The 26174-nt window shown below is 65.9% G+C and carries 21 protein-coding genes and 3 pseudogenes; 13 read left to right on the forward strand and 11 right to left on the reverse strand.

All coding sequences use genetic code 11. The features are described 5' to 3' along the window. The 3 genes and pseudogenes from A3AG_RS33850 to A3AG_RS0101500 form a co-directional block, all read right to left on the reverse strand. Positions 1–234 (reverse strand): annotated as a pseudogene (locus A3AG_RS33850) (DUF3304 domain-containing protein); the annotation flags it as partial. 55 nt (positions 235–289) lie between these two features. After that, positions 290–1177, reverse strand: a complete 888-nt coding sequence (locus A3AG_RS0101495; RefSeq protein ID WP_018003818.1) for a DUF4123 domain-containing protein — start codon at positions 1175–1177, stop codon at positions 290–292. A gap of 11 nt (positions 1178–1188) precedes the next feature. Beyond that, complete coding sequence (locus tag A3AG_RS0101500) at positions 1189–4098, reverse strand: type VI secretion system Vgr family protein (protein WP_026163863.1); 2910 nt, start codon at positions 4096–4098, stop codon at positions 1189–1191. Positions 4099–4250: 152 nt separating this feature from the next. On the opposite strand from A3AG_RS0101500, the pseudogene A3AG_RS0101505 reads away from it, so the two are divergent. After that, a pseudogene (locus A3AG_RS0101505) lies at positions 4251–4565 on the forward strand (acetamidase/formamidase family protein); the annotation flags it as partial. Positions 4566–4635: 70 nt separating this feature from the next. Next, positions 4636–5133 (forward strand): hypothetical protein, encoded by a 498-nt coding sequence (locus tag A3AG_RS0101510; RefSeq protein WP_018003821.1) that lies wholly within the window; start codon positions 4636–4638, stop codon positions 5131–5133. Positions 5134–5142: 9 nt separating this feature from the next. Here the strand turns inward: A3AG_RS0101510 and A3AG_RS0101515 are convergent, their stop codons facing one another. After that, on the reverse strand, positions 5143–5574 hold the full coding sequence (locus A3AG_RS0101515) for a hypothetical protein (RefSeq protein WP_018003822.1): 432 nt from the start codon (positions 5572–5574) through the stop codon (positions 5143–5145). A 134-nt stretch (positions 5575–5708) separates the two neighbouring features. On the opposite strand from A3AG_RS0101515, the gene A3AG_RS0101520 reads away from it, so the two are divergent. The 7 genes from A3AG_RS0101520 (at position 5709) to A3AG_RS0101550 (ending at position 13379) form a co-directional block, all read left to right on the forward strand. Continuing rightward, positions 5709–6038 (forward strand): ArsR/SmtB family transcription factor, encoded by a 330-nt coding sequence (locus A3AG_RS0101520; protein ID WP_018003823.1) that lies wholly within the window; start codon positions 5709–5711, stop codon positions 6036–6038. Positions 6039–6065: 27 nt separating this feature from the next. Then, positions 6066–6560, forward strand: coding sequence for an arsenate reductase ArsC (locus A3AG_RS0101525; RefSeq protein ID WP_018003824.1), 495 nt, complete (start codon positions 6066–6068; stop codon positions 6558–6560). Between the two features lie 3 nt (positions 6561–6563). After that, complete coding sequence (arsB, locus tag A3AG_RS0101530) at positions 6564–7694, forward strand: ACR3 family arsenite efflux transporter (protein ID WP_018003825.1); 1131 nt, start codon at positions 6564–6566, stop codon at positions 7692–7694. Further along, on the forward strand, positions 7694–8458 hold the full coding sequence (gene arsH / locus A3AG_RS0101535) for an arsenical resistance protein ArsH (RefSeq protein WP_026163864.1): 765 nt from the start codon (positions 7694–7696) through the stop codon (positions 8456–8458). Before arsB ends, arsH begins: the two co-directional genes overlap by 1 nt. A gap of 269 nt (positions 8459–8727) precedes the next feature. Then, entirely contained in the window at positions 8728–11823 is a 3096-nt protein-coding gene (locus A3AG_RS0101540; RefSeq protein WP_026163865.1) for an acetoacetate--CoA ligase, read from the forward strand. Positions 11824–11843: 20 nt separating this feature from the next. Beyond that, complete coding sequence (locus A3AG_RS0101545; protein WP_020384420.1) at positions 11844–12626, forward strand: 4'-phosphopantetheinyl transferase family protein; 783 nt, start codon at positions 11844–11846, stop codon at positions 12624–12626. A 249-nt stretch (positions 12627–12875) separates the two neighbouring features. Then, on the forward strand, positions 12876–13379 hold the full coding sequence (locus tag A3AG_RS0101550) for a hypothetical protein (RefSeq protein WP_018003829.1): 504 nt from the start codon (positions 12876–12878) through the stop codon (positions 13377–13379). Between the two features lie 39 nt (positions 13380–13418). On the opposite strand, the gene A3AG_RS0101555 is transcribed toward A3AG_RS0101550, so the two are convergent. Beyond that, positions 13419–14489, reverse strand: coding sequence for a CBASS cGAMP-activated phospholipase (locus A3AG_RS0101555; RefSeq protein ID WP_018003830.1), 1071 nt, complete (start codon positions 14487–14489; stop codon positions 13419–13421). A gap of 201 nt (positions 14490–14690) precedes the next feature. Further along, positions 14691–15890, reverse strand: coding sequence for an MFS transporter (locus A3AG_RS0101560; protein ID WP_018003831.1), 1200 nt, complete (start codon positions 15888–15890; stop codon positions 14691–14693). 200 nt (positions 15891–16090) lie between these two features. Here A3AG_RS0101560 and A3AG_RS0101565 point away from each other — a divergent pair, with 200 nt between their 5' ends. From A3AG_RS0101565 to A3AG_RS31185, 4 genes are all read left to right on the forward strand, one after another. Further along, on the forward strand, positions 16091–17044 hold the full coding sequence (locus A3AG_RS0101565) for a GlxA family transcriptional regulator (protein WP_018003832.1): 954 nt from the start codon (positions 16091–16093) through the stop codon (positions 17042–17044). Positions 17045–17294: 250 nt separating this feature from the next. Continuing rightward, positions 17295–18980, forward strand: a complete 1686-nt coding sequence (locus A3AG_RS0101570) for a mechanosensitive ion channel family protein (protein ID WP_018003833.1) — start codon at positions 17295–17297, stop codon at positions 18978–18980. A gap of 82 nt (positions 18981–19062) precedes the next feature. Continuing rightward, positions 19063–19242, forward strand: coding sequence for a hypothetical protein (locus tag A3AG_RS0101575; RefSeq protein WP_018003834.1), 180 nt, complete (start codon positions 19063–19065; stop codon positions 19240–19242). 121 nt (positions 19243–19363) lie between these two features. Next, positions 19364–20947 carry a diguanylate cyclase gene (locus tag A3AG_RS31185; protein ID WP_253037908.1) on the forward strand — a complete coding sequence of 528 codons (1584 nt, stop codon included), beginning with the start codon at positions 19364–19366 and terminating at the stop codon, positions 20945–20947. Positions 20948–21172: 225 nt separating this feature from the next. Here A3AG_RS31185 and A3AG_RS33695 read toward each other — a convergent pair whose 3' ends face one another. The 5 genes and pseudogenes from A3AG_RS33695 to A3AG_RS31195 form a co-directional block, all read right to left on the reverse strand. Next, the gene (locus A3AG_RS33695) at positions 21173–22399 is read right to left on the reverse strand and encodes a phospholipase effector Tle1 domain-containing protein (RefSeq protein WP_018003836.1); all 1227 of its coding nucleotides are present in this window, start codon (positions 22397–22399) and stop codon (positions 21173–21175) included. After that, positions 22350–23228 (reverse strand): DUF2235 domain-containing protein, encoded by an 879-nt coding sequence (locus A3AG_RS33855; RefSeq protein ID WP_115678579.1) that lies wholly within the window; start codon positions 23226–23228, stop codon positions 22350–22352. The genes A3AG_RS33695 and A3AG_RS33855 overlap by 50 nt, the downstream gene beginning before the upstream one ends. Next, on the reverse strand, positions 23225–23851 hold the full coding sequence (locus A3AG_RS32885) for a DUF3304 domain-containing protein (protein ID WP_081610667.1): 627 nt from the start codon (positions 23849–23851) through the stop codon (positions 23225–23227). Before A3AG_RS32885 ends, A3AG_RS33855 begins: the two co-directional genes overlap by 4 nt. Before the next feature lie 69 nt (positions 23852–23920). Continuing rightward, positions 23921–24868, reverse strand: coding sequence for a DUF4123 domain-containing protein (locus A3AG_RS32890; RefSeq protein ID WP_157625318.1), 948 nt, complete (start codon positions 24866–24868; stop codon positions 23921–23923). A gap of 8 nt (positions 24869–24876) precedes the next feature. Further along, positions 24877–26174, reverse strand: a pseudogene (locus A3AG_RS31195) (DUF2345 domain-containing protein); the annotation flags it as partial.

Genomic DNA, 26174 nt, shown 5'->3' on the forward strand with positions numbered 1-26174 from the left:
GGTCCAACTGGTGCCCCCAGCATTCGCGACCATCCCCCCAGCCCATTGGCCATCGACGTACACAACGCCGATCGGCACGTCGGTGTAATTGAGCACGCCGATCTGGCCGCCGAGCGTATCGTCCTCTTCGATAGCGGCCTGCGGTGCCTCCGCTTTGCCACACCCGACCATGCCGAATAGCACCGCCGCCAGAATTACAACAGACGAACTTCGGATCATTTTTGTAGCCATCATTGGTTATCCGTTATGCGGCTGGATGATGCCATGACGAATGCCCTCACCGTGACCATTACCATCTTGCCTCCGCGAACAAATACTCACGCAGTGCTTCCGGGGATTTGTGTGATTCACGCAAGCGTTGCTGAAGCCCGGGCGACTGCAGGCCGGCTTCTCCCGTTGCCAAGGCATAGGAAGCCAGCAGGAGCATGTCCGGCATCGCCTCAACGCGATGCTGCCTGGCCAGCGCGAAGGCCTGAGCGACGCGCCGATGTGATTGCACTCGTTCAGTCGCGGCCAGGATGCCAGGAGCTTGCCGGTACAGCGCGTCCAGCAAGGCATCCGGCATCGCTGCGTCCACCATCCGGTCGAGTTCATCCTGGGTGAGCTTAAGCGGCCCGGATCGATGCGCTTCGGGTTCGGTCCGGTGCCCGCCAAGCGGCAGAGTTTCGATCAGGCCATCGCGATTCACAAGGTGCCACTGCGCGACAGGGGCTGTCAGCTGCGCCCACGCGGCTGGACCAAGGGCAACAGGCAGAGCGGAAAGCACGCGTGTATCGGCGAAGCGCAGCAGGAAACGCGAGTCATCGCCCTCGACTACCGGCTGCAGGCAAGATTGCCACAGCTGCACCAGGCGCTCCGGGGCTTCCCATGAAGCCACGAAGCTCAGCATCGGCCTGCCCTGGCAATGCTTGCCCAACGCCGAGAGCATGGCGTGCCGTTCCTCGCCGGCCAGTCCGTCCAACGGCAACAGGTAAGGGGAGGCCGACAACAAGTCGCGCAGCGTGCCGTTCTCCCCGTATAACGCGTGGCGCGGGATAGCTGTCCGGAAGGGGCCCGCACCGTGGTCGAACGCGCCGTCAACGAGGGCAGACCAGTGCAGGCCCTCGGTACTGTCCATGCGTGGCAACAGGCCATCAAGCCATGTCTTGGGATCGCGCGACGCGACTGCGAAGTACATGGGCGCCTCTTCTACACGGTAGCCAGCGGCATGCCGGCGGCTGCCGCCTTGAGCAAACAATCGAGACACGCCGTCTGCGGAAACTGCGGCAACGAATACGGCGTGCTCTCGGCCCCCTCGAACCTCCTCGTCGCCGCCCTGTAGGTGATCGGTCCCGGGCATTCGAAGGTGATATTGCCGCTCTCCATAGTGAGGGCGGCGCCGCCGGCGGTCGCGATGCGGATGCGTTTCGCCGCGGCAAAGTCCACATTCATATTGGCCGACACAATGGTCAGATCCTCCCGCGCTGCCAGCTTCAGCAGATCATGCTGCGCCTGGAGCTCGATATCATCCTGCCCCGCCGTCAGCTGCAGCCCGACGTTGCCTTCGCCGGCGGCGGACAGGCCAGCCGCGATGCCGATGGCCTGTCCAGCGTGCACGCGCGCTTGCCCCGACACAGCGATCGAGCTGTCCAGGCCGCTGGCCAGCACCACGCTCTCTCCGTTGGCCAGCTGCAGGTCCTGTCCCGCCACCATCGCCACGCCGGCCCTGCCGTTCAGGTGAGCCATGGGATTCGCCTGGTGCGGCACCTTGCCGGACGTACCGGTGTTGCCTGCCGCCGCATCGTCTCTGGCGGCCTCAAGCGAGCGCCCATCTACCATGCCCGCGGCGGCCCTGGCCTGTTTCGCAAGCGGCGCCTCGTCGTCCTTCCCGGTCGACAGACCTTGGCTCTGGTGCGTGGTCGCGCCTTGGCCCAGCGTCCTGACAAGGTCCCCTGCCTGGCGCAGCAGCGCGATACCGGCTGCATTGTCACCAGTAGGCAGCGCGCGGCCCGTCACCGCATCGCAATAGGTGGTCAGCAGCACGCCGGCCTGGCCCCGCACGGCGGCGTGGCCGTCGGTGCGCAGCTCGAACCCCTGGCCACGGAAACTGCCGCGGCGGTTGTCCTGTTGGTGAATCACATGGCCCAGGTTGAGCTGGGTGGCTTGCTCCGTGGTGGCCAGCTGCGTACGCAGCTGCCCGTCGCTGTCGTCCAGCACCAGCTGGTTGTAGCCCTTGCCGCCATGCTCCTGGCTCTTGAACCCAGTCAGCGCGGCGGCGTTGCGGTGGCCATCCGGTGCGGCACCCATGCCATGCCATGCGGGGCTGTTGCCACCGGCCAGGTTGCCCTGGGCGCTCGGCTTGTTGTCCGAGCCCATCGCATAGATGCCGCTCGCCTCATAGGGCTGGGCGAACGTCGTGCTGTTCACAGACTTGCCGCCCGGCGTGGGTGCGATGCCGGCCTCACCCTGGCCGTTGTACACCGCGCCGATCACGAAGGGCTGGTCAATGTCGTCGTCCGTGAACTTGACCAGCACCTCCTGGCCGATGCGCGGCAGCCATTGCCAGCCCATACCGGCGCCGGCCTGCCGCTGGGCCACACGTACCCAGCGGCTGCTGCGGTCATCGGCGCGCACGCCGCGCTGCCAGGGAAAGCGCACCCGAACCTCCCCGCGCCGGCTGACGTGATGCTCGGCGTTGCCATCGGCCTGGGTCTGCCCGTCCGGGCCGACCACGATCGCACTGTGGACGCCCAGCGGCACGGATCGGCTGTACAGGCGCGGGCAGTTGCACTCGAGCACTGCGGCGCGCCATGGCCGCCGGGCATCGTAGGCGCGGAACAGGCACGCGTAGCCTTGCTCCTGGGCGGCCGCCCTGATGGCGTCGTCAGGCCCGCGCCGCTCAACGGTGCCGAAAGCGAAGAGATTGGGCAGGCCAAGAATAGGCTCCGCGACTTCCGGCGCCGCGGGCGGGGTATCGAAGCACAGGGCCGCCTCCAAGGGCCCGAGCCGGTCTGCGAGCGCCGCACGCGTGTCGGCTGCGAGGTTGTTGATGCCGCAGTGCTCGACGGCGTCGACCAGCAGCGGATAGCCGGCGGCATCGTCTTCCAGCGGCGGAAGGTGCGGGCAGCCGTTGACGCTCAGGTGGGTGCCGCTACGCAGCGAGCGTACCGAGGCGCGCCCGGTGAACCGCAGCGCCCGCACTTCGATGGCTTCTATGACCTGTTCGGCGACCCGCTGGGCGCTGGCTGCGTCCGGCGCCAGCGACAGACTCACCGACAGATAGGGGTCCGGGCTCGCGGCGCGGTTCACATGGCCGGTGTAGCGGGCCGGCGCGTGAGCACGGAACGCGCGCTTGGCTTCCGGATCCCAGGCGGACACCGCAACACCGCCCACGCCCACCGAGGTCTCGCAAATCAGCTGCTGGATCGCGTCGCGGGCCTCCTGGCTATGCGCACGGTGGTAACGGATTCCGTCGGCGGCCGCCGATTCGGCGTCTTCCGGCAGCTGCGCGCTGTTGGCAAAGATCACCACGGTATGGCCACTGGGCGCCTCCCCGTCCTCCACCACGGTGTAGCCCAGCCCGGCCTCGGCCAGCAGGCGTGAGAGGAACTGGTAGTCGGTCTCGCGGTACTGCGCCACGTACGCGCGCGCGCCAATCGCCGCAATGCGGGCCTCGGCGCCGGCGGCATAGCGCCACTGCGCGTAGGGTGCATACGGCTGCAAGACGGCCTCGATGATGCTGTCCAGGCGCCGGTCCTGAAACACCTGGCTGTGGCGCTGTTGCGTGGTCAGCCACAACCAGGGCACCACGGTCAGGCGGTAGCGCGCCAGACTGCCGTCTGCGCCGAGCTTCTCGGCTTGCCGGATCAGGCCGGTACGGCGCGACTGGACACCGTGGGCGAGCGTGGTGAGCAGCGTGACGCGCTGGCCGAGCAGGCTCTCGAGCGGGATGCCAGCATTGGCGCTGAGCGCGAGGATGCGCGATTCGGCAAGCATCGAGACACCTTCCCGGCCGATCCACGCCTCAACGGCCAGTTCCGCAACCGGCGAACCGCCCTCCAGCGCGTACAAGCGATGATGGGAGGTAAAAATTTGCTGATAGAGCGTGGCAAGGTCCATTTCCCGTCCAACCAGGGCAGCGCAATCGCCGATGGGCAAACGCCCGAATTTGCCCCGAAACCGTACGGAAATCCATGTGAAATGTCCTAAATGTTCTTTCTGAATATTTCTATCAGATTTCAGCGATATGCATGCATGCCGGCCTTCCCGGCCCGTTCGCGGACCTGAGCTATCCGCTGGTGGTGACCGCCGACGAATGGATCCTGCATGGCTTCAGTTCGCCCAACCACCTGACCGAACTGGGCCAGATGGCGCAAAGCCACATCTACCTGAAATCCACGCTGGACGACGCCATGCGCGATGCCTTCCGCAAGACGCGCCGCTTCCTGATGACGGTCAAGGGGCTGCGCGAGGACGAGGCGGTGACGCTGATCTCGGTGGCGGTGGATTTCGGCATCACGCAGGTGGTCAACGGCAACTGGGGTGTCCACGCCATCATCAGGAAGGCGTTGTTTGCGCGGTCGTGAGGGTGGGCCGGAGCCTGCTGCCGGGCCCTATAGTATTCTCGCGGGTTCCCCGACCCGTACCACGAGATTGATGCCACACACCGACGACGCGCCGCCCGGGCACGAAGCCCCAACCATCCACGAACCGCGCCTGTGGCGCGACAAGGGCTGGACCGCCCGCGTGATCAAGAACGAGGATGGCGAAGGCTGGGCGGTCGAGATGATCCGCGACGGCAGCGCCGAGCCGGCGCTGGTCGGCCCCTGGACCATGGGCCGCAACAAGGTCGACCCCAAGCCGCTCGATGCCACCGCGCACCAGACCCTGGTCAAGACCGCGTCCGAAGTGATCCGGCGCCACGAGCAGCAGCTGCATGCGCAGCTCAACAAGCAGGTCAGCATCGACGCCGAAGCCGGCAGCGTGACCGTGAAGCTGGCGATCACGCCCGACGAGTTCGAGCCCTTCGGCACGCTGAGCGCCGAGGATGCCTTCGGCGAGGTGCTGGCCACCATCAAGGTGCGGCCCGACTTCCGGCTGACACGCGACAGCGCCGAGCGTTGGGCCGCCACCGGCTTCGACAAGATCCGCTAGAAAGGACGGTTACTTGCGCAGCCGCAACAGCTCGGCGTAAGAAACCAGTTTGCTTTTTTCCTTGGTCAGCGTTTTGGTCTTGGCAGCCGGGCGCTTCGGCTGGCCGCGCTCGAACTTGGCGGCGGCGCGCTCGTCTTCGCGCGCGTAGGTGCGCGCGGACCTGGCTTCGGCCTTCAGCCGTTCCGCTTCGAGCCGCGCGGCGCTGCGTTCCTCGCGGGCAATATCCTGCGCGGCCGACATGATTTCGGCCCTCAGCAGGTTGCGCCTCTGCCTGGCGGCGGCACGGGCCGCCTGCAATTCTTCCTTGCGCTGCCGCAGCCAGTCCCTGCGGTTGACCGGCGCGGGCCTGGCTTCCGCCGGCACGCTCAGGCGCAAGGCCCGGCTGAGGGAAACCTGGTCGGTGCGCCGTGCGCGCCGCGGCGCTTCCTTCCCATTACTCACGCTGCATGACTCTCCTGACACCACACGGGTGCCGCCGACGTCTCGTCCATGGATGTCGTTGAAACCATCCGCCAACCTTACCACAGCGACCAAAGCCGCTTGCCCGGTTTTCATTATTCGAATATAGTCGAAACATGGAAACCGATGACGCCCTTGTCGCGCTTGCCGCGCTCGCCCATTCGATCCGCCTGGCCGTGTTCAGGCTGCTGGTGCAGGCGGGCCCGGCCGGCTTGCCCGCCGGCCGCATCGCCGAACGGATGGAGATCCCGGCATCCTCGCTGTCGTTCCACCTGAAGGAACTGCACCGCGCCGGCTTGCTGACCAGCCGGCAGGACGGCCGTTCGATCATCTACATGGCGCATTTCGACACCATGAATGGCCTGCTGGCTTACCTGACGCAGAACTGCTGTGGTGGCAATCCTTGCTCGCCGGTGTCGCCGTGCTCGGTCGCCTCACCGTCCTGATGTCCTGATACTCCCTGACCCGGCCTCATGACTACCAATGTACTGATCCTCTGTACCCACAACTCGGCGCGCAGCGTGCTGGGCGAAGGGATGCTGAACCACCTGGCGCGGCGCACCGGCCGCGATGTCCGTGCCTATAGCGCGGGCAGCGCGCCCAGCGGCCGGGTCAACCCGTTCGCCATCGAAGCGCTCGCCAATGCCGGCGTCGAGGTGGGCGACCTGCGCAGCAAGAGCTGGGACGAATTCGCCGGCGACAACGCCCCGCCCATGCGTATCGTGATCACGGTGTGCGACAGCGCGGCGCAGGAAACCTGCCCGTACTGGCCCGGCAGCCCGGTCAAAGTGCATTGGGGCTACCCCGACCCGTCCCGCACGGAAGGCAGCGACGACAACAAGCGCCAGGCCTTCGAGCTGACCCGGCAGGCCATCGCCTACCGCATGCTGCAGCTCTTGCTGCTGCCGCTCGACGACATGAGCAACGCCGAGCTGGAACCGGCGCTGCAGCGCCTGGCGCGGAGCTGAACCATGGCCAGCCAGCACGTCGCCGCATCGACCCCGGCCGCCCCCGCGCCGGCCATCGGCTTTTTCGAGCGCTACCTGACCCTGTGGGTGGCGCTGTGCATCGTCGCCGGCATCGCGCTGGGTCAGGTGCTGCCCGGCTTCTTCCAGGCCATCGGGCGGATGGAATACGCGCAGGTCAACCTGCCGGTGGGCCTGCTGATCTGGGTGATGATCATCCCGATGCTGGTCAAGATCGATTTCGGCGCGCTGGCGCAGGTGAAATCGCACTGGCGCGGCATCGGCGTGACGCTGTTCGTCAACTGGGCGGTCAAGCCGTTCTCGATGGCGCTGCTCGGCTGGGTCTTCGTGCGCCACCTGTTCGCGCCGCTATTGCCGGCCGACCAGCTCGACAGCTACGTGGCCGGCCTGATCCTGCTGGCCGCCGCGCCGTGCACGGCGATGGTGTTCGTCTGGAGCCAGCTGTGCAGGGGCGACCCGTACTTCACGCTGTCGCAGGTGGCGCTGAACGACGCCATCATGGTGGTCGCCTTCGCCCCGGTGGTGGCGCTGCTGCTGGGCCTGTCCGCGATCACGGTGCCGTGGGATACGCTGCTCACCTCGGTGGCCCTGTACATCGTCGTGCCAGTGATCCTCTCGCAGGCGCTGCGCAAGCTGTTGCTGCGCCGCGGCGCCGGGCATTTCCAGCGCGTGGTCCGGCGCCTGGGGCCGTACTCGATCACCGCGCTGCTGCTGACGCTGGTCCTGCTGTTCGCGTTCCAGGGCAAGGCCATCCTCGACCAGCCGCTGGTGATCGCGCTGCTGGCGGTGCCGATCCTGATCCAGGTCTTTTTCAACTCGGGGCTGGCGTACCTGCTGAACCGCAAGCTGGGCGTTGCCCATTGCGTCGCCGGTCCGTCCAGCCTGATCGGCGCCAGCAACTTCTTCGAGCTGGCGGTGGCCACCGCCATCAGCCTGTTCGGCTTCCAGTCCGGCGCGGCGCTTGCCACCGTGGTGGGCGTGCTGATCGAGGTGCCGGTCATGCTGCTGGTGGTGGCCGTGGTCAACCGGTCGCAGCGTTGGTATGAGGCCGGGGCCCATCCGGGAACCGGCATGCCGGTCGCGTCCTGCGATGCGCAGGGACGGAGGATGGAATGATCAGGCAGGACCTGCCCAATATCGTGCCGGCAGTGCTGGACACGCCGGACCTGCACAAGCTGGAGCCCGCAAGCATCAGCATGCACCCGCCGCGCATCCTGCTGCTCTACGGCTCGCTGCGCGAAACGTCATATAGCCGGCTGCTGGTGCACGAGGCCGAACGGATCCTGCAGCACTTCGGCGCGGAAACCCGGGTATTCGATCCGCACGGCTTGCCGATGTGCGACAGCGTCCCGGCCGACCATCCCAAGGTGGTGGAACTGCGCCAGCTTTCCGAGTGGTCGGAAGGCCAGGTGTGGTGCAGCCCCGAACGCCACGGTACGCTGACGGCGGTATTCAAGAACCAGATCGACTGGCTGCCACTGGAATTCGGCGGCATCCGTCCCACCCAGGGGCGCACGCTGGCCGTGATGCAGGTCTGCGGCGGCTCCCAATCCTTCAATGCCGTCAATGCGCTGCGTGTGCTGGGACGCTGGATGCGCATGGTGACGATCCCGAACCAGTCGTCGGTGGCCAAGGCATGGCAGGAGTTCGATGCCAGCGGCCGCATGAAACCTTCCTCTTACTATGACCGCGTGGTCGACGTCATGGAGGAACTCTGCAAATTCACGCTGCTCGTGCGCGACCGCAGCGACTACCTGACCGATCGCTACAGCGAGCGCAAGGAAGCCGCGCCCGCCGCGGCCACGACACTTGCGGCGGCCGCGATGCGTCATGAGCGGGACGCGCAGGTTGGCGATACCGACAGCGGCGAAGTCGAATAGCGCCTGCGACCGGTACCGAACTCATCACACGGGCGACGCGGCGGGAATGCCCAATACATGAGGGGGCAGGCTTAGTCCGTGGGCATGGCGCGGCGGACGATCGTGAACGCTGCGCCGGCACGCGCGCCGCAGCGCAAGCGAGCCCTCTCCGACAGCCTGCCGGACATGCGTGCGATGACGCACAGACCAGAATCCGCCAGGCATTAATCTCGATGCCATGAACACGCCATCACTTCGAATGGCGTGCACCGGTCTCTCAGGAGCATCGGATGGATCGATTTTACTTGTTGGACGCCTCGTGCTGCCCGAGCGTCAACCAGGGTCGCACCCCCATTTACGTCAGCTCGCCCGAGCGCGCCGTGGCGTCGCAGATGACCGCCTTCACCGCGGCGCTGCAGGCCTGCACCGGCCAGTCGTTCCAACGCTACGGCGCGCTGCACGATTACTCGGTACGGGAATACCGGGCCTTCTGGCGCTGCTTCCTGCAGTGGTCGCAGGGGCTGGCGTGGTCGGGCAGCCCCGAACCGGTCTGCGTCGGCGACGATTGCGAGCATGCCCGCTTCTTCCCGAACCTGTTGCTGAACTACGCGGACAACCTGCTTGGGCTGGAAGTCGCGGGCCCCGACGCACCGGCGCTGACCGCTTGCCACGCCGATGGCCGGCGTGAACGCCTGACCCGGGGCGAACTGCGCGAGCGTGTCGCGCGCGCGGCACATGCCTTGTCGCAGCTGGGGCTGCGCCAAGGCGACCGCGTGGTGGGCGTGATGCGCAACGACGCCGAGGCCATCGTCGCCGCGCTTGCCGTGACCGCGCTCGGCGCGACGCTGTCCACGGCCGCGGCCGAGATGAGCATCGAAACCCTGCTCGACCGCTTCGCCCCGCTGGCGCCGCGGCTGCTGCTTGCCCACACCGCGCAGCGCGCCTTCGACACCGGCATCCCGCTGGCGGACAATGTCGCCGGCGTGGCTGCCGCGCTGCCTTCGCTGCAGGGCATCGTCCAGCTCGACGACGGCACCCTGCCGGCCACCGTCAGCCAGCCGGTTCATACGCTGGCCGGACTGATCGACCGTGGCGACGCCAAGCGCTTCGTATTCCAGCGCTTTCCGTTCAACCATCCGCTCTTCATCATGTTTTCGTCGGGCACCACCGGCAAGCCCAAGTGCATCGTGCACGGCGCCGGCGGCAGCCTGCTCGAGCACCTGAAGGAACACCGGCTGCACTCCGACCTGCGCCCCGGCGACCGCATGTACTTCCACACCACCTGCGCGTGGATGATGTGGAACTGGCAGCTGTCGGCGCTGGCGTCCGGGGTCGAGATCGTGACCTATGACGGCCCGATCGCCACGGTCGACGCGTTGTGGCGCCTGGTGGCGGACGAGCGCGTCACCGTGTTCGGCACCAGTCCCGCCTACCTGAAGATGTGCGAGGACGCCGGCCTGGTGCCCGGCCAGCAGTTCGACCTGGGCGCATTGCGCGCGATGATGTCGACCGGCTCGGTGCTGTTCGACGCGCAGTTCGAATGGGTGCGCGATCGCGTCAAGGCCCTGCCGTTGCAGTCGATCTCCGGCGGCACCGACATCCTCGGCTGCTTCGTGCTGGGCAATCCGAACCTGCCGGTCTATGCGGGCGAAGCCCAGTGCAAGAGCCTGGCACTCGATGTGCAGGCGTGGGAACACGGCGCGCCCACCAGCGGCATCGGCGAGCTGGTATGCGCGAACCCGTTCCCGTCGCGTCCGCTGGGGTTCTATGGCGACGCGGACGGCCAGGGCTTCCACAAGGCCTATTTCTCAGCCAATGCGGGGGTCTGGACCCACGGCGACCGGATCGAGTTTCCGCCCGAAGGCACGGCGCGGCTGCATGGCCGGTCCGACGGCGTGCTCAATGTGCGCGGCGTCAATGTCGGGCCGGGCGAGATCTACCGGGTGCTGCGCGATATCCCCGAGATCCGCGAGGCGATGGTGGTCGAGCAGCGCGCGCGCACGGCACCACCGGACCGCACTCACGCGGAGCGGTACGACCAGCGCATGGTGCTGCTGCTGGTGTTGCAGGACGGCGTCGCGCTGACCGGCGCGCTGGCCGCGCGCGTGCGCCGCGACCTGGCGCGCCGGGCCTCGCCAACCCATGTGCCCGACCGCATCCTGGCCGTGCCCGCGCTGCCGGCCACGCATAACGGCAAGCTTTCGGAAGCCGCGGCGCGCAATGCGGTCAATGGCCTGCCGGTCGGCAATACCGCGGCGTTGCGCAATCCGGACTGCCTCGACGCCATCCGCAATCATCCGGCGCTGCACCTGGCCGCGCGCGAACTGCCCGCTCCCGGCACGTCGCGCGAGCAACTCGAACGCCATTTGCAGGCCCTGTGGGAGCGACTGTTCGACTTCACCCCGATCGGCCGCGACGACAACTTCTTCGATCTCGGCGGCCATTCGCTGCTGGCCGCGCGGCTGCTGGCGGACGTGCACCAGTCGACCGGCCGCACCATTCCACTGGCGACGCTGCTGTTCGCGCCCACCATTGCAGGGCTGGCCGCGGCAATCGACGAAGCCGCGTCCCCGCGGCCTTCGCCCAACCTGGTGCCCGTGCGCAGCGGCACCGGCGCGCCGCTGTTCCTGGTGCATGGCGCGAGCGGCTCGGTGATGGAGTGCTGGGGCATGGTCAACGCGCTGCGCACCACGCGCCCGGTCTACGGGCTGCAGGCGCGCGGCCTTGACGGCGAACAGCCGACGCAGCGGCGCGTCGAGGATATGGCGGCCAGCTACGTCGAACAGATCCGCACCCTGCAGCCGAGCGGCCCGTACGCGCTGGCCGGCTACTCCTTCGGCGGGCTGGTGGTGTTCGAGATGGCGCAGCAGCTGAGCCGCGCGGGCGAGCAGGTCGAGCTGCTGTGCCTGCTCGACACCTATGTCTGCGAGCATTTCCTGCCATGGCGCACCTGGATGCGCTACTGCTGGAACTATCCCGGCTGGCAGCTGCGCAAGCTGCGCGCGGTGCCGGCGGCACAGCGCGTGCGCTACCTGAAGTACGCGCTGCGCCGGGCCGCGGAAGGTGTGGGCATGCGCCGCGGCGGCATTACCTGCAAGCCCGACGCGTTTACCGAATCGCTGCCGCCGGCACTGCGGCAGGTGCGCGAAACCATGGTGCGCGCCATGACGACCTATCGGCCGCGCCCTTACCACGCCGGCCCGGTGCTCTACCTGCGCGCCGCGGTCAGGCAGCAGCAGCGCGGCGACCCGCTGTCGCTGTGGCGGCGCGTCGCGCTGGGCGGCCTGACCATTGCCGAAGTGCCCTGCAGCCATTTCGACCTGGTGCTCGAACCCAACCTGCAGGCGGTGGCGGCGATCCTGGACGAAGGGCTGGCGGGCGCGTGACGCCGCGGACATGGCACAGCATGCAGCATGATGGCCTTGCCGGACGAGGCGCACGGGCCGCCGCGCCGCTCGAGTTGCCGCAACCCGAGCGCCTCGCGTTGCCGGACGGCGCGGTGCAGGTATGGGAGCTGGATGACATGCAGGTCAATCCGGCCTGCACGCGGCTGGCCCACACACTGGCACCGGACGAGCGCGCGCGCGCCCTGGCCTACCGGCACGCCAGGCATTGCAATGGCTATATCGCGCGGCGCGGGCTGCTGCGCTGGCTGATCGGCGGCTACCTCGACTGCCGGCCCGAGGCGCTGCGCTTCACGGTGTCGGCATTCGGCAAGCCGGTGCTGCAATGGCCGCAGGCGAGGCTGGCTTTCAGCGTGTCGCACACCGATGGCCTGGCGCTGCTGGCCTTCGCCCGGGATTGCCACCTTGGCGTGGACGTGGAGCGGCGTGCCGGTGGCCCGGGCGTTGCTGACGTCGCGAACGTCCCGGGATTTGGACGCGGCATCTTTTCCGCGCAGGAAGCGCAGGTGCTCGCGCGCGCGCGACCCGCTTCCTCCGAGGCGATGCTAAGCATCTGGACACGCAAGGAAGCGCTGCTGAAAGCGCTCGGCACCGGCCTCTCGGCCGACCCCACCGCGTTCACGACGGAAGACGACTGGCAGCGCGGCGCGGGCCATTGGCGGGCGTCGCGTGATGGCACGCCCATGTCCGGCTGGACTTGCCTGGACCTGGATGCCGGCGCCGGGTTCAGGGCGGCGCTGGCCGTATCGCTGCCGGACGCAAGTGTCACGTGGCACCGCTGCTGACCGGTGCCGCGGCTCGGCAAGGGCCAGACCACGTAACACGTTACGTTACACGTAACGCGCGCCGGCCTGATGCCAGCCATGCGCGCGGGCCGGTCCGCCGCGGCGACCCTGGCGCAAACCCGCGGCCCGCCTGGGTCGTGGCGCTGACCGGGAGCGCACGCCCGGGCCCCGCCGGAGTTGGCATTCCCTTTGCTGATTCCGGTGCCAGGCGTTGGCCGTGAAGCCAATGCCGGACAACCGGAGCAAGGTATGAGCTGGACTAACCGTGGAACGCCGGCCTCGGCGCAGGTACTGGAGTGCAGCGGCGAGGCGCATGCCGTGGTCATCGACGACATGCCGATGTACCGGCACGGCATCACGCGCCTGCTCGGCGAGATCGCGGGCATCGGCCGGGTGGAACCGCTGGAGGCCGAGGCCCTGGCGGCGCGCAACCCGCGCTTGCCGGCGCCGGCGCTGCTGGTGTTCGGCATGCCGTCTGACCTGGCCGAGGGCTGGAACCAGCTGCGGCTGGCCAGCCTGGCGCTGCGGCCGCGGCGCCTGCTGCTGATTTCGGACAATATGTGGCTGCGCCTGCCGCCCGGCCTGGACGCCCGCTTTGCCCGCACCCTGTGCCGCGCGGCCTCGCTGGCAACGATCGAACGGGACGTGCGCGCGCTGCTGGACCTGCCGCTCGCCGCACCGGCCCGGCCAGGGCCGGACGCCGTGCCAGCCGGACCGGCCGGATTCCGGCGCCCCTTCCACGCGTTTGCCTAAGCCGGGGCTATCCGCGCCCACCCCGCGCCCACCCCGCGCCTAGCGCGCCGGCGAGATCCTGTGCACCTGCGCCGTGGCACCGACGATGCCGCGGCGCGCGAACGCGCCTGCGTTCTCGTTCTCGCCGTAAAAGAAGGTCGGAGCGGGGGCGAGATGCCTCAGGAACGGCTGGAATTCCCGGCTGCCGATGCAGATCTTGGACCGCTCCGAGGCCGCGCCCAGCAGCACCTCGCGTGCTGCCTGGTCGGCCCGGTCCATGCCCACGGCGCGTGCGCGCTGGTCGGTCAGGTCATCGTCGACCAGCACATAGCGCCCCGGCAGCAGGTGCGACAGCATGAAATCGCTGAGCGCTTCCTGCACCGATATCGACAGGCCGAACAGCCGCCTGGGCATGTTGGCGGGATTGATGCCGCCCCAGTCATAGGTGCCGCCCTCGCGATTGCGGCGCGGGTTCACGGTGAACTTGGACGACATCGTTCCGATCGCCATGACGTGCACATCGGCGGGCGAGCGCAGCAGGGAATACTGCGCTTCATGCACCGCCAGCAGGCCCGGCGCATTGGCATAAAGACCGCCATCGACGAACTGGTTGTGGTTGAACGTGTAGCGCGCGAAGTAGGCCGGGGCGGCACTGGTGGCCATCGCGATATCCGCGATGCGGAACTTGTGGTCCCGCTTGAAATTGATATGGTGCGGCGTCTTGAATATCTGCGGCCGCCCGGTGGAGTAATTGATCGCGGGAATGACCACCCGGTGCGCGCAGGCGCCGAGCAGGCGCTCGCCGAACAGATGCTCGGCGCAGAGCAGCTCCAGCAGCCGGCGCGAGCCGAACGGCGCGCGCCAGATGCCGGCAAGCGACCAGCGCCGCTGGAAGATCTGCTCGCCGTGCCGCGTCAGCAGGTCGACGATGCGGCTTGCCGGCAGCTCCAGCGCCAGGGCCAGCGCAATGACCCCGCCGATCGAGGTCCCCGCGATCAGGTCGAAGCGGGTCGCAATCGGCGCCCCGATTTCCTCCTCGAAATCGGCAAGCAGCTTGGCCGTGTACAGCCCGCGAAAGCCGCCGCCCGAGAGCGCGAGGATCTGAAACCGGTCCGGAGCCGACTCGTCCAAGGATTCCCCCTGCTGCCGTATGAACTGTCGTCGCACGGCCGCAAACCCATGTCGCAGTCGCGGGGAATGCAGCCCGTCCGAGTGCCATGCGCATCCATACTAGGCGACGGCAGCCAGTTTTTACAGAAACGGCGCGGACGATGTAGGCCGATCATGCAGGCAATTAGACGGCATTTCATTCTGATTTGCGCGACGGCACTGTCATGCGCCATGGGTCCCGCGCCCTGCCAGCGCGGCCCTTGACGCCTGGGCGGCAGCGGGTCGTTGCGTACGGCGATGCGCCGCCACGGTGAAACCGAATGCCAGGGCAATGAGCGCGGCCGCGACCACGCCAAGGTACCGCGCGTCGGCGGTGCGGAGCACGAGCCCGCCAAGCACGCCCGAGCATGCAAGGCCGAGATACGTGGCGGTATTGTTCAGCGCGAGCAGCAGCGGCGCCACCGGCGGCGACAGTTCCACCAGGCGGTGCTGTTGCGGCACGATCAGCCCCCAGCCGCACAGCCCCCACACCACCAGCGCGAAGACGGCACCGAGGGGATGCGCGGAGGTCCATGGCAGCGCGCAGAAATTGGCAATGGCCACCCACAGCATCGCGCTGACGATATGGCGGCTCTCGAACCGGTCCACCAGGCGGCCGGCCAGAAGATTGCCCACCGTGGCGGCGACGCCCCACAGCAGCAACATGCCCGCGAGCATGCGGCCATCGCCGCGCGTCACCGGTTCGAGGACCACGCCGGCATACGTATAGACCATCAGGAAGCCGCCGAACGCGAACAGCGAAGTCATCAAGGTCAGCAGGACGCGCATGTCGCGCAACGGCGCGAGCCGCTCACGCAACCGGACCGGTGCCGGCGGCGCGATGGATGGCAGCAGCGCCCAGACACCGATCATCGCCGCGACACCCAGCGCAGTGACGAACCACAGTGTCGTCCTCCAGCCTCCGAAGCCACCGATCAGCGTGCCGATCGGCGAACCCAACGCGGTGGCTCCGGTCAGGCCGGCCGTCACGGCGGCCAGCGCGCGCCCGCGCTTGCGCGGATCGGCAAGTACCGAAGCCACGCCCAACGCGGTCGGCGCGAACAGCGCCGCGCCGAATCCGGCCAGGGCGCGGCTCAGCAGTACCCATTGCATGTCCGTGGCGAGCGCGCTGACGGCGTTGCCGACGACAAAGATGCCAAGCGCCGCCACCAGCAGCAGCTTGCGCGGCAAGCCGCCAGCCACCGCCGCCATCACGGGTGCGGCCACCGCGTAGGTCAACGCGTAAAACGTCACCATCAGGCCGGCGGTGCTGACCGAGGTATGCAGCGACGCCGCCACGCTCGGAAGGATGCCGGCGATGACGAAGTTGTCGGTGCCCAATGCGAACATGCCCAGCGCCAGTATCAGTAGTCGACGGTCCATACGAAAAGCCTGCTGAGAAATGCGGTGAAGGTTAGGGTCTGAGGCGGCGCAAGCGCCGTGAAATTGTTGTGCAGTTTTCGCCACGGCCGGCCGGTGGGAAGACTGCCAGTCGATCATAGCCAACGTTGACCGCGTCTCAAATGTCATATATACGGTCAATTCAGGACATCCATTCAGGGCACATCTGCCGGGGACATTCCATGCACACGATCGGCTTCGTCGTCTTTCCGAACTTCTATGTAATGGGCCTGGCGGCGATCACCGCGTTCGAACTGGCCAACGTCGTACTGGAGGAACCGGCCTATGGGGTGACGGTCCTGTCCGAGGACGGCGGACTGGTGATGTCGTCGGCAGGCATCCGCGTTGAATCAGCGCCCTTCGGCAACACCACCTTCGATACGGTGATGTTCGGTTCCGGCGTCGAGATCGACCTGGTATCCCCCGCGCTGACGGCGTTCGTCAGGCGCGCACTGGAGACCTCGAGACGGATCGCCGCGCCTTGCACTGGCGCCTTCATCCTCGCGCACGCCGGCGTGCTGGACGGCCGGCGGGCAACCACCCATTGGCGCTTCGCGCACGACCTGCAGCGGCACTTTCCCCGGGTCACGGTCGAGGAAGACCAGATCTTCATCGTGGACGGCCCGATCTGGACTTCCGCGGGGATGACGGCGACCATCGACATGGCGCTGGCCATGATCGAAAAAGACCACGGCGCCGAAGTCTCGCGCGCGGTCGCGCGCAAGCTGGTGATCTACCACCGGCGCGCGGGCGGACAATCGCAGTTCTCGACCCTGCTCGACCTTGCCCCCAAATCCGACCGGATCCAGAAGGCCATCGACTACGCCAGCGCCAACTTGCGCAACGCCTTGACGGTCGAGGAACTCGCCGGCGTGGCCGGCCTGAGCCCGCGCCAGTTCAGCCGGGCTTTCAGCGCGGAGACCGGGCAGTCGCCGGCCAAGGCCATTGAACTCCTGCGGGTGGAAGCCGCCAGGCTGATGCTGGAGAAAGGCCGGCTCTCGCTCGACGTGATCGCAACCGAAGTCGGGCTTTCCGACCGGGAGAGGATGCGCCGCGCATTTCTGCGTACGACCGGACAGCCGCCCCAGGCGGTCCGCCGCATGGGCCGGGAAACCCGCGCTCGCGTCCCTGCATGACTGCGGGACCGTCCGTGCAGCAAGACCTGGCATGGCAGCTCGCGCCGTCTGAAGACAACCCGCGCCCCAGGTGAGCCGCGCGCAGCCGCTCCGGTGCCGATTTTTCTAAAGCTGGCCACCGAAAAGTTTCACTTCCGCGATACATCGCAAGCTGCAACCATGCACCCAACTCTGTCCCCGGCCCGCATGGATGGGGAACGCGCGCGGCGGTGACACCGCCGTTTCCCCAATCACGCGAGCGACGGATGACATGGTGCTCTTGCTGATGCGGCGGCTTTCCGTGCTGGCCATCCTGCTGTGGCTTGGCATCGCCGCGGTCCAGGCCGCCCCCGATACCGTTCGCGACACCGTCCCCGATACCGTCCCCGATACCGCCGCCGAAGCGCAGGCCGCCGCGGTCGAAGTCCGCCTGATGAACCGCCCGATCGTGGTGCTGCGCGCAACGCTGGCCGGCGTCACGCCCGAGGCGCGCGCCCGGCGCGCGCGCGACCGCTTCGAAGCCCTGACCCCGTCGGACCTGCGCCAGCCCGTGCGCACCAGCGCTGGCGAGCTTGCCGGCCAGCATGGCGAAGCCATCTATATCGGCGAGCGCCTGCTGCTGGCCGTGGTGGAAGGCGACCGCGATCCCGAGGACAAGGCCGCCTCGCTCGAGACGCTGGTCCGGCAGACGGTCGACCACGTCGGCCAGGCCGTTGCCGCGCGCCGCCAGCAACAGCACTGGCCCACGCTGATTCGCGGTGCCTTGCGCGCCGGCGGCGCGCTGGCGGTCGCGGTATTGCTGGGCTGGGCGTTGACGAAGACCCGGCGCCTGCTGGGGCGCGTAGTGGACACCTCGCTGCAGCGGCACCTGAAGGCGCGTACCGCGAACGGCTTCGACTGGACCGCCGCGCTCTACCAGCTGACCGACCGCATCGTGCGCATCCTGGCGGTGGCGCTGTTCGCGCTGGTCGCCTTTGTCTGGCTGGAATTCTCGCTGCTGCAGTTTCCGCTGACGCACCCGCTCGGCGCGCGCATGGGCGCCTACCTGTGGCGGCTTCTGGAAGGCATCGGCGGCGCCGTGGTCGACGCCATCCCGGGCCTGCTGGTGGTGGCCATCATCCTGTTCATCACGCGCGGCGTGCAGGCCGTGGTCTCGAGCGTGTTCACCGCCACCGAGCGCGGCAACCTCACGGTTCCGGGGCTGCATCCGGAGACGGTGCCGGCGACGCGCCGCCTGGCCACGGTGCTGGTGTGGGCGCTCGGCTTCACCTTTGCCTACCCGTACATTCCGGGATCGCAGAGCGATGTGTTCAAGGGCGTGTCGGTGCTGCTCGGCTTTATGCTGACCCTGGGTTCGGCCAATGTCGTGAACCAGCTGATGAGCGGCATGGTGCTGGTCTATGCGCGCGCGCTGCGCGTGGGCGACATGGTCAGCATCGGCGATACCGTGGGATGGGTCGAGAGCCTGGGTCCGCTGTCGGTCAGGCTGGTCAACCTGCGGCAGGAGCAGGTCACGCTGCCGAACGCGGTGGTGGTCGGCAGCGCTGTGCACAACTATTCGCGCTCCGGGGACATCAACCAGGGCAGCGCCGCGCTGCTGTCGTCGACGGTGACGATCGGCTATGACACGCCCTGGCGCCAGGTCCATGCGATGCTTCTCAACGCCGCGCGCCAGGTGCCCGGGCTGGACGCGGCAACGGCACCCTTCGTGCTGCAGCGCGGCCTGTCGGACTTCTATGTCGAGTACGAGCTGTTCTTCGCCATCGAAGACCCGCGTCGCCGCTTCTTCGCCCTGTCCACGCTGCATGCCGCGATCCAGGACGAGTTCAACCGTCACAACGTCCAGATCATGTCGCCGCATTTCGTGCTGCAGCCGAAGGAACCGGTAATGGTGCCGACCGAGCAATGGCATGCGCCCCCCGCCACGCCGGCCACGCAGCAGCGCGGCGAGGGCTGAGTCCGCGCGCCGCGGCGATCACGCATCGGTGCTCACCATGCAGGCCTGGCCGGCCCCCGCGGGTCTTCACCAAGGAACGGACATGAACACCGCATACGGCAACGCAGAGCGTCCTGACTCCGGCCGCGAGATCCGCGCCGATGCGTTTTCGCTGGTGCTGCTGGCCACCGCCCTGCCCGCGGCGCTGCCAATGCTGACGCTCGCGTTCTCACACCTGCCGCTGAAGTCCACCCTGGCCAAGCTGCTGATGACGTTGCTGTAGACGGGGACCCGCCATCACTATCCGACGATCCCCGACGCTCCACCGCTGGTCCGGCCAGGCCTGGCAACTGCTTGCCAGCCGGCCGCATCGCTTCGTCGTGGTGGCGTTCTCGCTGTCCGTCATGCTGCTGTTGCTGCTGCTTTGGCGCGGGCTTCAGCTGTCGCAGGACCGCGAGATCGAATCGCTGCGGCATATGCAGGCGGTGCGCGCGCAGAGCATGGATGCGTTGCTGCAACGCGAAGCCGAGCGATTGCTCAGTGTCCGCAATGTTGCGCAACACCTGCTGCAGATCCAGGCGACAGCGCCGGGCGCATTGGATGCCGACCTGCGCGCTACCCTGGCACATCGGGACCAGCCGGTGTGGCCCGTGCGCGCGCATGACGCGGCGGCGGTCTACGGCGTCAGCGCCGCGGTGCTGCGCGGCCTGGACGGCTTCGCCCGCAACGAAGCGCGGCTAGCGGCCGACGTAATCGTGGCGCGCTCGCTCAGCCACCTGTTGAGCGCGGCGCCAGAGGGATCCGGCATACGACGGCGCATTGCCTATGTGTCGCGCAACGGCGTGCTGACAGCCTACCCTTCGATACCGCAACAGGAGGTCGTGCCCGCCGTGCAGCGCCTGGCGGCCGCTCCCTACTTCCGTGACAGCCTGCCCTCGCACAATCCCGGCCGGCGCGTGCAATGGCGCATCGCCCCGGCCACGGTCGAGCGCGAGCAGGTTTCACTGTTCCTGAGCGTGCCGGTCTATGCCGAAGGGGATTTCCGCGGCGTGGCCATGCTCGAACTGCCGCAGCGCAGTCTCGACGACCAGCTCAGCAGTGCGCCCTTCCACCAGGCCAGCAGCTACCTGGTCGATCGCGAAGGCCGCCTGGTCGGCGCCACCACGCGCAACGTGCGTGCCGGCGAGACCATGCAGGCGGCGCTGTCCGGCCGCTGGCCCGCCGCCACGCTGGATGCGGTCTTCCATGCCGACGCCGGACTGCTGGACGGCGCAGGTGGCGCGAGCGGCAGCGAGCTGATGTTCCGCCAGCTCCGCCAGGGCGGCCTGGCGCTGGTCGACGAGATTCCGGTGAACCGGCTGTGGCTGGCCGGCGCCGCACGGCTGAGCGGCGTCATTGGCGCGGGCGCGGCCGCACTGGGCATTCTGCTTTGCGCCACGCTGGCGGTGGTCCACAGCCTGTTCCGGCACTATCTGGCGCGCGGGGAGGCGCTGCGCACGCTGGCGGAAACCGATGCCCTGACCGGCCTGGCCAACCGCCGTGTCTTCGCCGCGCGGTTCGCGGCGGAGCAGCGGCCAATCGCCGTGGTCATGCTCGACATCGACCATTTCAAGTCCATCAACGATCGCTGGGGCCATGCCAGCGGCGACGTGGTGCTGCGCGCGGTAGCGGATGCGCTGCGCGGCGGCGCGCGCAAGGACGACCTGCCCGCACGGCTTGGCGGCGAGGAGTTTGCCGTCTTGCTGCCGAACACCGGCGTCGGCGATGCCGCCGCGGTGGCCGAGCACCTCCGCCAGCGACTGGAAGCCCTGCGCTGCGAGCCGGCGCCCGACGCGGGCAGTAGCGAACCGATCCGCTTTACCGCCTCGTTCGGCGTGGCCGGGATTGCGCCCGGCAATGGTGGCAACCTCGATGCGCTGCTGATGGCTGCCGACCGGCGCTTGTATGAAGCCAAGGCCAACGGCCGAAACCAGGTGGTGGCGCGGTAGCGGGCAGCGGTAGCGAATCACGCCGGCTTAAAGAGCTTATCAGCTGTACTAATCACCGGCTGGTGCGCGTGCTGGAGGACTGGTGTCCGAAGTTCAATGGCTATCACCTTTACTACCCAAGCAGAGGGGAAAGGGTGAGGTCAGTCAGTCATTGTGCTCAACTCGCCCGCATCACATTCATTGGCATGGGGTTGAGACGCTGGGCCGAGACATTAAGAGATCCTCTTAACTGTCGAAAACCCTACGATAACGTCCGTGACCTTTGGGCTCGCGGCGCGTCGCTGTTCCCATTACTGCAAGTACCGCTTCCGTACTCATCCCAGCGATTGCCCGAAGATCAGCTGCATCAGCATCCGTCATCAGGGGAACGCCACCTGGAGTCTTTTTATTCTCTTCGAGAACGCGTCGTTCAAAGGCATTCAATTCATAAGCCAACGCTCTACGGCGCATATTGTTCGCGTACCCGGGATTGCCCGACTTCTCCGCGCTCTCCATCAATTTGTCATACATCGCCTTCTTCTTCCTGACCTCAGCGATGAATACTGCTCTGTCGTCCTTGGTAATCGGACCGAGGAGCCAGAACCCCCCATGTGAATCATGCACGAACTTGTCGAAGAACTCACTCACCGCGGCGGGGACCCTGGACGCCGCGTTCACTTCCGCCACTATCTGTCGTTGCACAGCGTCCGCTGGCGGCGGTAGGTCAACATAACCGATTCTGGGATTGAAAACCCTTCGCGGCTTGCTTGCCTCCTGGGCGCGTGCGACATCCTTGCGCCAGTCCAACTCCGATTCCCACAGATCCGTCTTGTCTTGGGCGCTGGAATTTCGATAGCTGGACAGACCTTTGAACTTTGAATCAGGAGATACCTGCGCACGCCAACGCCAATAGAGTTGCATGTGATATTGCATGCGGTTCTCGCATGGAGGACCATTTCCAGCGCTTACGCTTTCCTTCTCGACGAATCTGGTCCAGTCGCAATATGCATTGAATGCATTGTCCAGCTCTGGAGCGATATCGAAGTCCACACGCGCTTCAGGCAACATCTTGTCTTTAGGCAACAACTTGACGCCTGCATTGCGCGCTTCAAAGTACATGTCATTCAAGGCTATCTGCGACAGCAGTGCCGATCTACCACTGACTGACTTGCCCTGATCTCCTGGCCCATATCCACCCCCCAGGTCCGAGTGGGCGCCAGGATAGATGAACTCTTTTGTGTTGGATGGGTAGGCCTTGGCACCGATACGCGCGGTGGACAGTGGAAAGGACTGACGGATTTCGTGAGCCGCCACGTAGTGGACTACCTTGCCAACGTTCTCGATATCCATAGTGCCGTCAGCCCAGTCCATCAAGCCCTTGGCAATAGGCATTGAATCGGCCACCCCAACCGAGGCGACGGTGTCAAAAATCCCCAGGAAACGGAGATCGAGCGTGGCGTTGCCGACCTTCATGCCGGTTGCCTTGCGAATCCATTGGCAGAATTCCTTCGATTGCTTTTAGCAAGCGATTTTGAAGACCGCCGAAAATACCGATCATTTTCCCATCGCCCAAGCGCCAGCTCGTGCGAAGGCCATGCATTGCACTTGTCGTGAGCGTAAGCATCTCCTGCTCATCGAGCAAGTCATCGTCTGTCACGGAGCGATGCAGTGCATTGAAGACCTGTAACATCGCCCAATGGATGCGCGCCTCTCCGCCGCTGGCAAAAGCTTTGCCCCCGCCAGATTCCGAATTCTCACCGATCTGAGGGAATTTTGTTCCGACACCAGGCATATAGTAACGAAATCCCTCCACACGATCATTAACGTGAACATTGTGGAGGGCTACGATATTGGAGTGGCTGTTCGTAGGCATATCTCGCACCATGTTGTTATTAGTGCCATCAAAAAAAAGACCAACGTGAATTTCCCGCGTACAGCTTAGAGTGCCTTCATTGGCGGCGGCGGTGCCCACACGTTGGCAAAACTCGCGCGGCGTGGGAGCACGCGTTGCCCGTGGCCCTGCGATCGGCAGCAAAGGCCGAAACGTTGCACCACCCGGTGGTTCATTCCACCAATCGGTGGTCGCTGCAGGGGTAAGCCGACGAAAATGTGGTGACCATACCGAAGGCCTGCCATTCCCATTCAATCCAGATGAATCGAGCCATAACAGAGTTTGATGACCGCTACTCTGGACCAGGCATTCGGCTGTCAACGTTGTCGCGCTCTTAAAGTATCCACACCGCACATCACGCGTCGTGGCATTGAAATCAAGTTCATACCAGCCGGGCTGAAAAGCGCTCATTGTCGCTCCTTCGGGTATAGGGGCATCTGCTCCGGGGGAAGTGATGGCGAATCGTCAGGACTAACCTGCAGCGCACGGTGTGCCTCCCGAGATCGGGCACGAGCTTCGGCCTCGCTTGCCGCACCACGCCACGGTTCGAAATGAAAGTCCGGTGGCATTACCGGATAATCTGGCCCGGGATAGTCGGGATGGCCTGCCCCCTTGCTTGAGATGATGATCCTGACTTTCCCGTTCGGTAGAAAATGGACGTTAACGTTGCCGGGCTTGTCGTACTTTTCGATTGAAACGATCGCCTCGTGCCATTTACCTACTGCCGCGTCCCCGGTCGCATTCGGATCCGAACTCGAGGTCGTCCAGCGTACCGTTGCGGTCAGTCCTTCATGCCACTTCCTTGGGTAGGTCACACAACAAACAAAGCCTCCCCCACCGCCATAGGCGAAGGAATTGCCTCCCCACGCGTCGTTGACGTAGAACTGATGGATATAGTCGGGCGTATGATTGTAAGCAGTGATACTTGAAGCAGCCATATCATCCGCCCGCCCCTCACTCTTGCTGCATGCCGCAATCATCATGGTCAGCGCTGCCAGGATAACCGTCATCAATGTCGTGCGCTTCAGCTTCATACCATTTCCGTCCTTCACCGTTTTGTCTTATGTCCACGCATTGCTCACCTACGCACTATTCCGGGGATTTCACCGTATTGCCGGACTCATAGCAGTACTACCCGCCACCTTCCCTTCCAGTACGTTCCATATGGCATCAGACCATTGCGTCATGCAGTCCTTGAGACTTTCTCCACCAGCCACCTGTCTCCAGGTATCCGCCAGTTCCGGCAATCGATAAAACGCCTCAGTACAGGTCAGACTTAGTACTATTAACTGAAGCTTGTCTGCCGGCGCTCCTATTCCTAGCTTCGTGGCACGATCGATATGATCCATTAGAGTTGCATGGAACTCCCCCCGTTGTTCGACAGGAACCAATTCAGGCGTTGTGTCGAGAAGAAGGCTGAACATGGTGTCGCCCTCACTGGCATCAACCATTGCGGCAAACTGGCCGCCGGTGAGATTTAGAAATTCATGCTGATCGGCAACTTCATTGCTGTTCGCGACAACAGGGTTCAGCCGACAAGGCGCATTTGTCCGGTCCAAGCAACTCCACGATGCTATGTCTTGCGTCACCCTGAGACGTTGGGAATCCGTCAACAATCGCCACAACTCGGGCAATATGCGCGTGTCGGCAAACCGACAGTGGAGTTCCATGTCGCTGTCGATCTGAGCCATCGCCAGATATGAAAGCGTTTGACATACCTCCTCGGCGCGCTTTGCGGAAGAAAGCCAGCTGAACGCGGGAGCGGCGGCACCTGCCGCAATGAGTTGACTGACACGCGCTTGTGCGCTTGCATCTCTGGCGCGCAACTCGATTAAGTGCGGTGCCATGTCGCCAAATGCGGCAAGCCTGGAGTGTGCCAGCACATTATGGATCGGCCAGGCATCTTTTCGCGCAATTGTGCGGATTCTCGCAAAATCAACGAGCATCGCATCTACCAATAGCCACTGTGAACGACCATCTTGTGCGGATTGCCACTGCGCAATTTTTGCCGCCGCAGTTTCAGGATTCAGGATGTCGACAGCAAAGTCCACCGCATTCCTCATTGCAACATCGAGAACGGCGCCCCGCGCTTGGCGGCCTCCAATGCGCATTCAACGCAAACACTGGAAGGAAATAGCGGAATGCCATAAGCCTGACTCACGGGCCCCTCTTTAACTTCCTCTGCGCCGCCTTATAGGTAATCGGCCCCGGACATTCGAAGGTAATATTGCCGCCCTCAATCGTGATGGCAGCCCCACCAGCCGTCGCAATGCGAATCCGCTTGGCCGCAGCAAAGTCCACATTCATATTGGCCGACACAATGGTCAGGTCCTCCCGCGCAGCCAGTTTCAGCAGATCATGTTGCGCCTGGAGATCGATATCGCCCTGACCTGCCGTCAGTTGCAGGCCGACGTTTCCGTCGCCGGCCGTAGACAGTCCTGCCGCCACGCCGATCGCCTGTCCCGCATGCACACGCGCCTGACCTGCGACGGCGACATTGTTGTCCTTGCCGCTGGCCATCACGACGCTTTCCCCACTGGCGATTTGCAGGTCCTGTCCCGCCGCGATCGCCACGCCGGCCCTGCCGTTGAGGTGGACCATCGGCTTGCCCTGGTGCGGCACCTTGCCCGGCGTGCTGGTATTGCCGGCAGCCGCATCCGCCTTTGCTGCTTCGAGCGAATGCCCATCGACCATGCCTGCTACAGCCTTGGCTTGCTTCGCCAATGGCGACTCGTCGTCCTTCCCGGTCGACAGGGCTTGGGTCTGGTGCGTGGTGGCGCCTTCGCTCAACGTCCTGACCAGATCGCCCGCCTGCCGGAGCAGTGCGATGCCAGCGGCGTTGTCGCCGGTCGGCAGTGCATGGCCGGTGACGGCATCGCGATAGGTCGTCAGCAGCAGCCCGGCCCGGCCACGTACCGCGGCGTAGCCATCGGTGCGCAGCTCGAATCCCTGCCCGCGGAAGCTGCCACGGCGGTTGTCCTGCTGGTGAATCACATGGCCGAGATTGAGCTGGGTCGCNTGTTCCGTNGTNGCGAGTTGNGTCCGCAGCTGCTCATCCGTGTCATCGAACACCAGTTGGTTGTAGCCCTTGCCGCCGTGCTCCTGGCTCTTGAAGCCGCTCAGCGCAGCGGCGTTGCGATGGCCGTCCGGGTCGGCGCCCATGCCGTGCCACGCCGGACTGTTGCCGCCGGCCAGGTTGCCCTGTGCGCTGGGCTGGCTGTCGGAGCCCATCGCATAGATGCCGCTGGCGTCATAGGGCTGGGAGAAGGTGGCGGCAGCCATCGACTTGCCGCCCGGCGTTGGGGCGATGCCGGCTTCGCCCTGGCCGTTGTACAGCGCGCCGATCACGAACGGCTG

Origin of the sequence: Cupriavidus neocaledonicus (assembly GCF_000372525.1) — a bacterium.
Taxonomy (GTDB): Bacteria; Pseudomonadota; Gammaproteobacteria; order Burkholderiales; family Burkholderiaceae; genus Cupriavidus; species Cupriavidus neocaledonicus.

Bases quoted from the DNA above. Each gene is read 5' to 3' on its own strand.
- A3AG_RS0101495 (WP_018003818.1), bottom strand. From the start codon at position 1,177: ATGTACTTCGCAGTCGCGTCGCGCGATCCCAAGACATGGCTTGATGGC.
- A3AG_RS0101500 (WP_026163863.1), bottom strand. From the start codon at position 4,098: ATGGACCTTGCCACGCTCTATCAGCAAATTTTTACCTCCCATCATCGC.
- A3AG_RS0101510 (WP_018003821.1), top strand. From the start codon at position 4,636: ATGCCACACACCGACGACGCGCCGCCCGGGCACGAAGCCCCAACCATC.
- A3AG_RS0101520 (WP_018003823.1), top strand. From the start codon at position 5,709: ATGGAAACCGATGACGCCCTTGTCGCGCTTGCCGCGCTCGCCCATTCG.
- A3AG_RS0101525 (WP_018003824.1), top strand. From the start codon at position 6,066: ATGACTACCAATGTACTGATCCTCTGTACCCACAACTCGGCGCGCAGC.
- arsB (WP_018003825.1), top strand. From the start codon at position 6,564: ATGGCCAGCCAGCACGTCGCCGCATCGACCCCGGCCGCCCCCGCGCCG.
- A3AG_RS0101540 (WP_026163865.1), top strand. From the start codon at position 8,728: ATGGATCGATTTTACTTGTTGGACGCCTCGTGCTGCCCGAGCGTCAAC.
- A3AG_RS0101545 (WP_020384420.1), top strand. From the start codon at position 11,844: ATGCAGCATGATGGCCTTGCCGGACGAGGCGCACGGGCCGCCGCGCCG.
- A3AG_RS0101550 (WP_018003829.1), top strand. From the start codon at position 12,876: ATGAGCTGGACTAACCGTGGAACGCCGGCCTCGGCGCAGGTACTGGAG.
- A3AG_RS0101560 (WP_018003831.1), bottom strand. From the start codon at position 15,890: ATGGACCGTCGACTACTGATACTGGCGCTGGGCATGTTCGCATTGGGC.
- A3AG_RS0101565 (WP_018003832.1), top strand. From the start codon at position 16,091: ATGCACACGATCGGCTTCGTCGTCTTTCCGAACTTCTATGTAATGGGC.
- A3AG_RS0101570 (WP_018003833.1), top strand. From the start codon at position 17,295: ATGGTGCTCTTGCTGATGCGGCGGCTTTCCGTGCTGGCCATCCTGCTG.
- A3AG_RS0101575 (WP_018003834.1), top strand. From the start codon at position 19,063: ATGAACACCGCATACGGCAACGCAGAGCGTCCTGACTCCGGCCGCGAG.
- A3AG_RS31185 (WP_253037908.1), top strand. From the start codon at position 19,364: ATGCTGCTGTTGCTGCTGCTTTGGCGCGGGCTTCAGCTGTCGCAGGAC.
- A3AG_RS33695 (WP_018003836.1), bottom strand. From the start codon at position 22,399: ATGAAGGTCGGCAACGCCACGCTCGATCTCCGTTTCCTGGGGATTTTT.
- A3AG_RS33855 (WP_115678579.1), bottom strand. From the start codon at position 23,228: ATGAGCGCTTTTCAGCCCGGCTGGTATGAACTTGATTTCAATGCCACG.
- A3AG_RS32885 (WP_081610667.1), bottom strand. From the start codon at position 23,851: ATGAAGCTGAAGCGCACGACATTGATGACGGTTATCCTGGCAGCGCTG.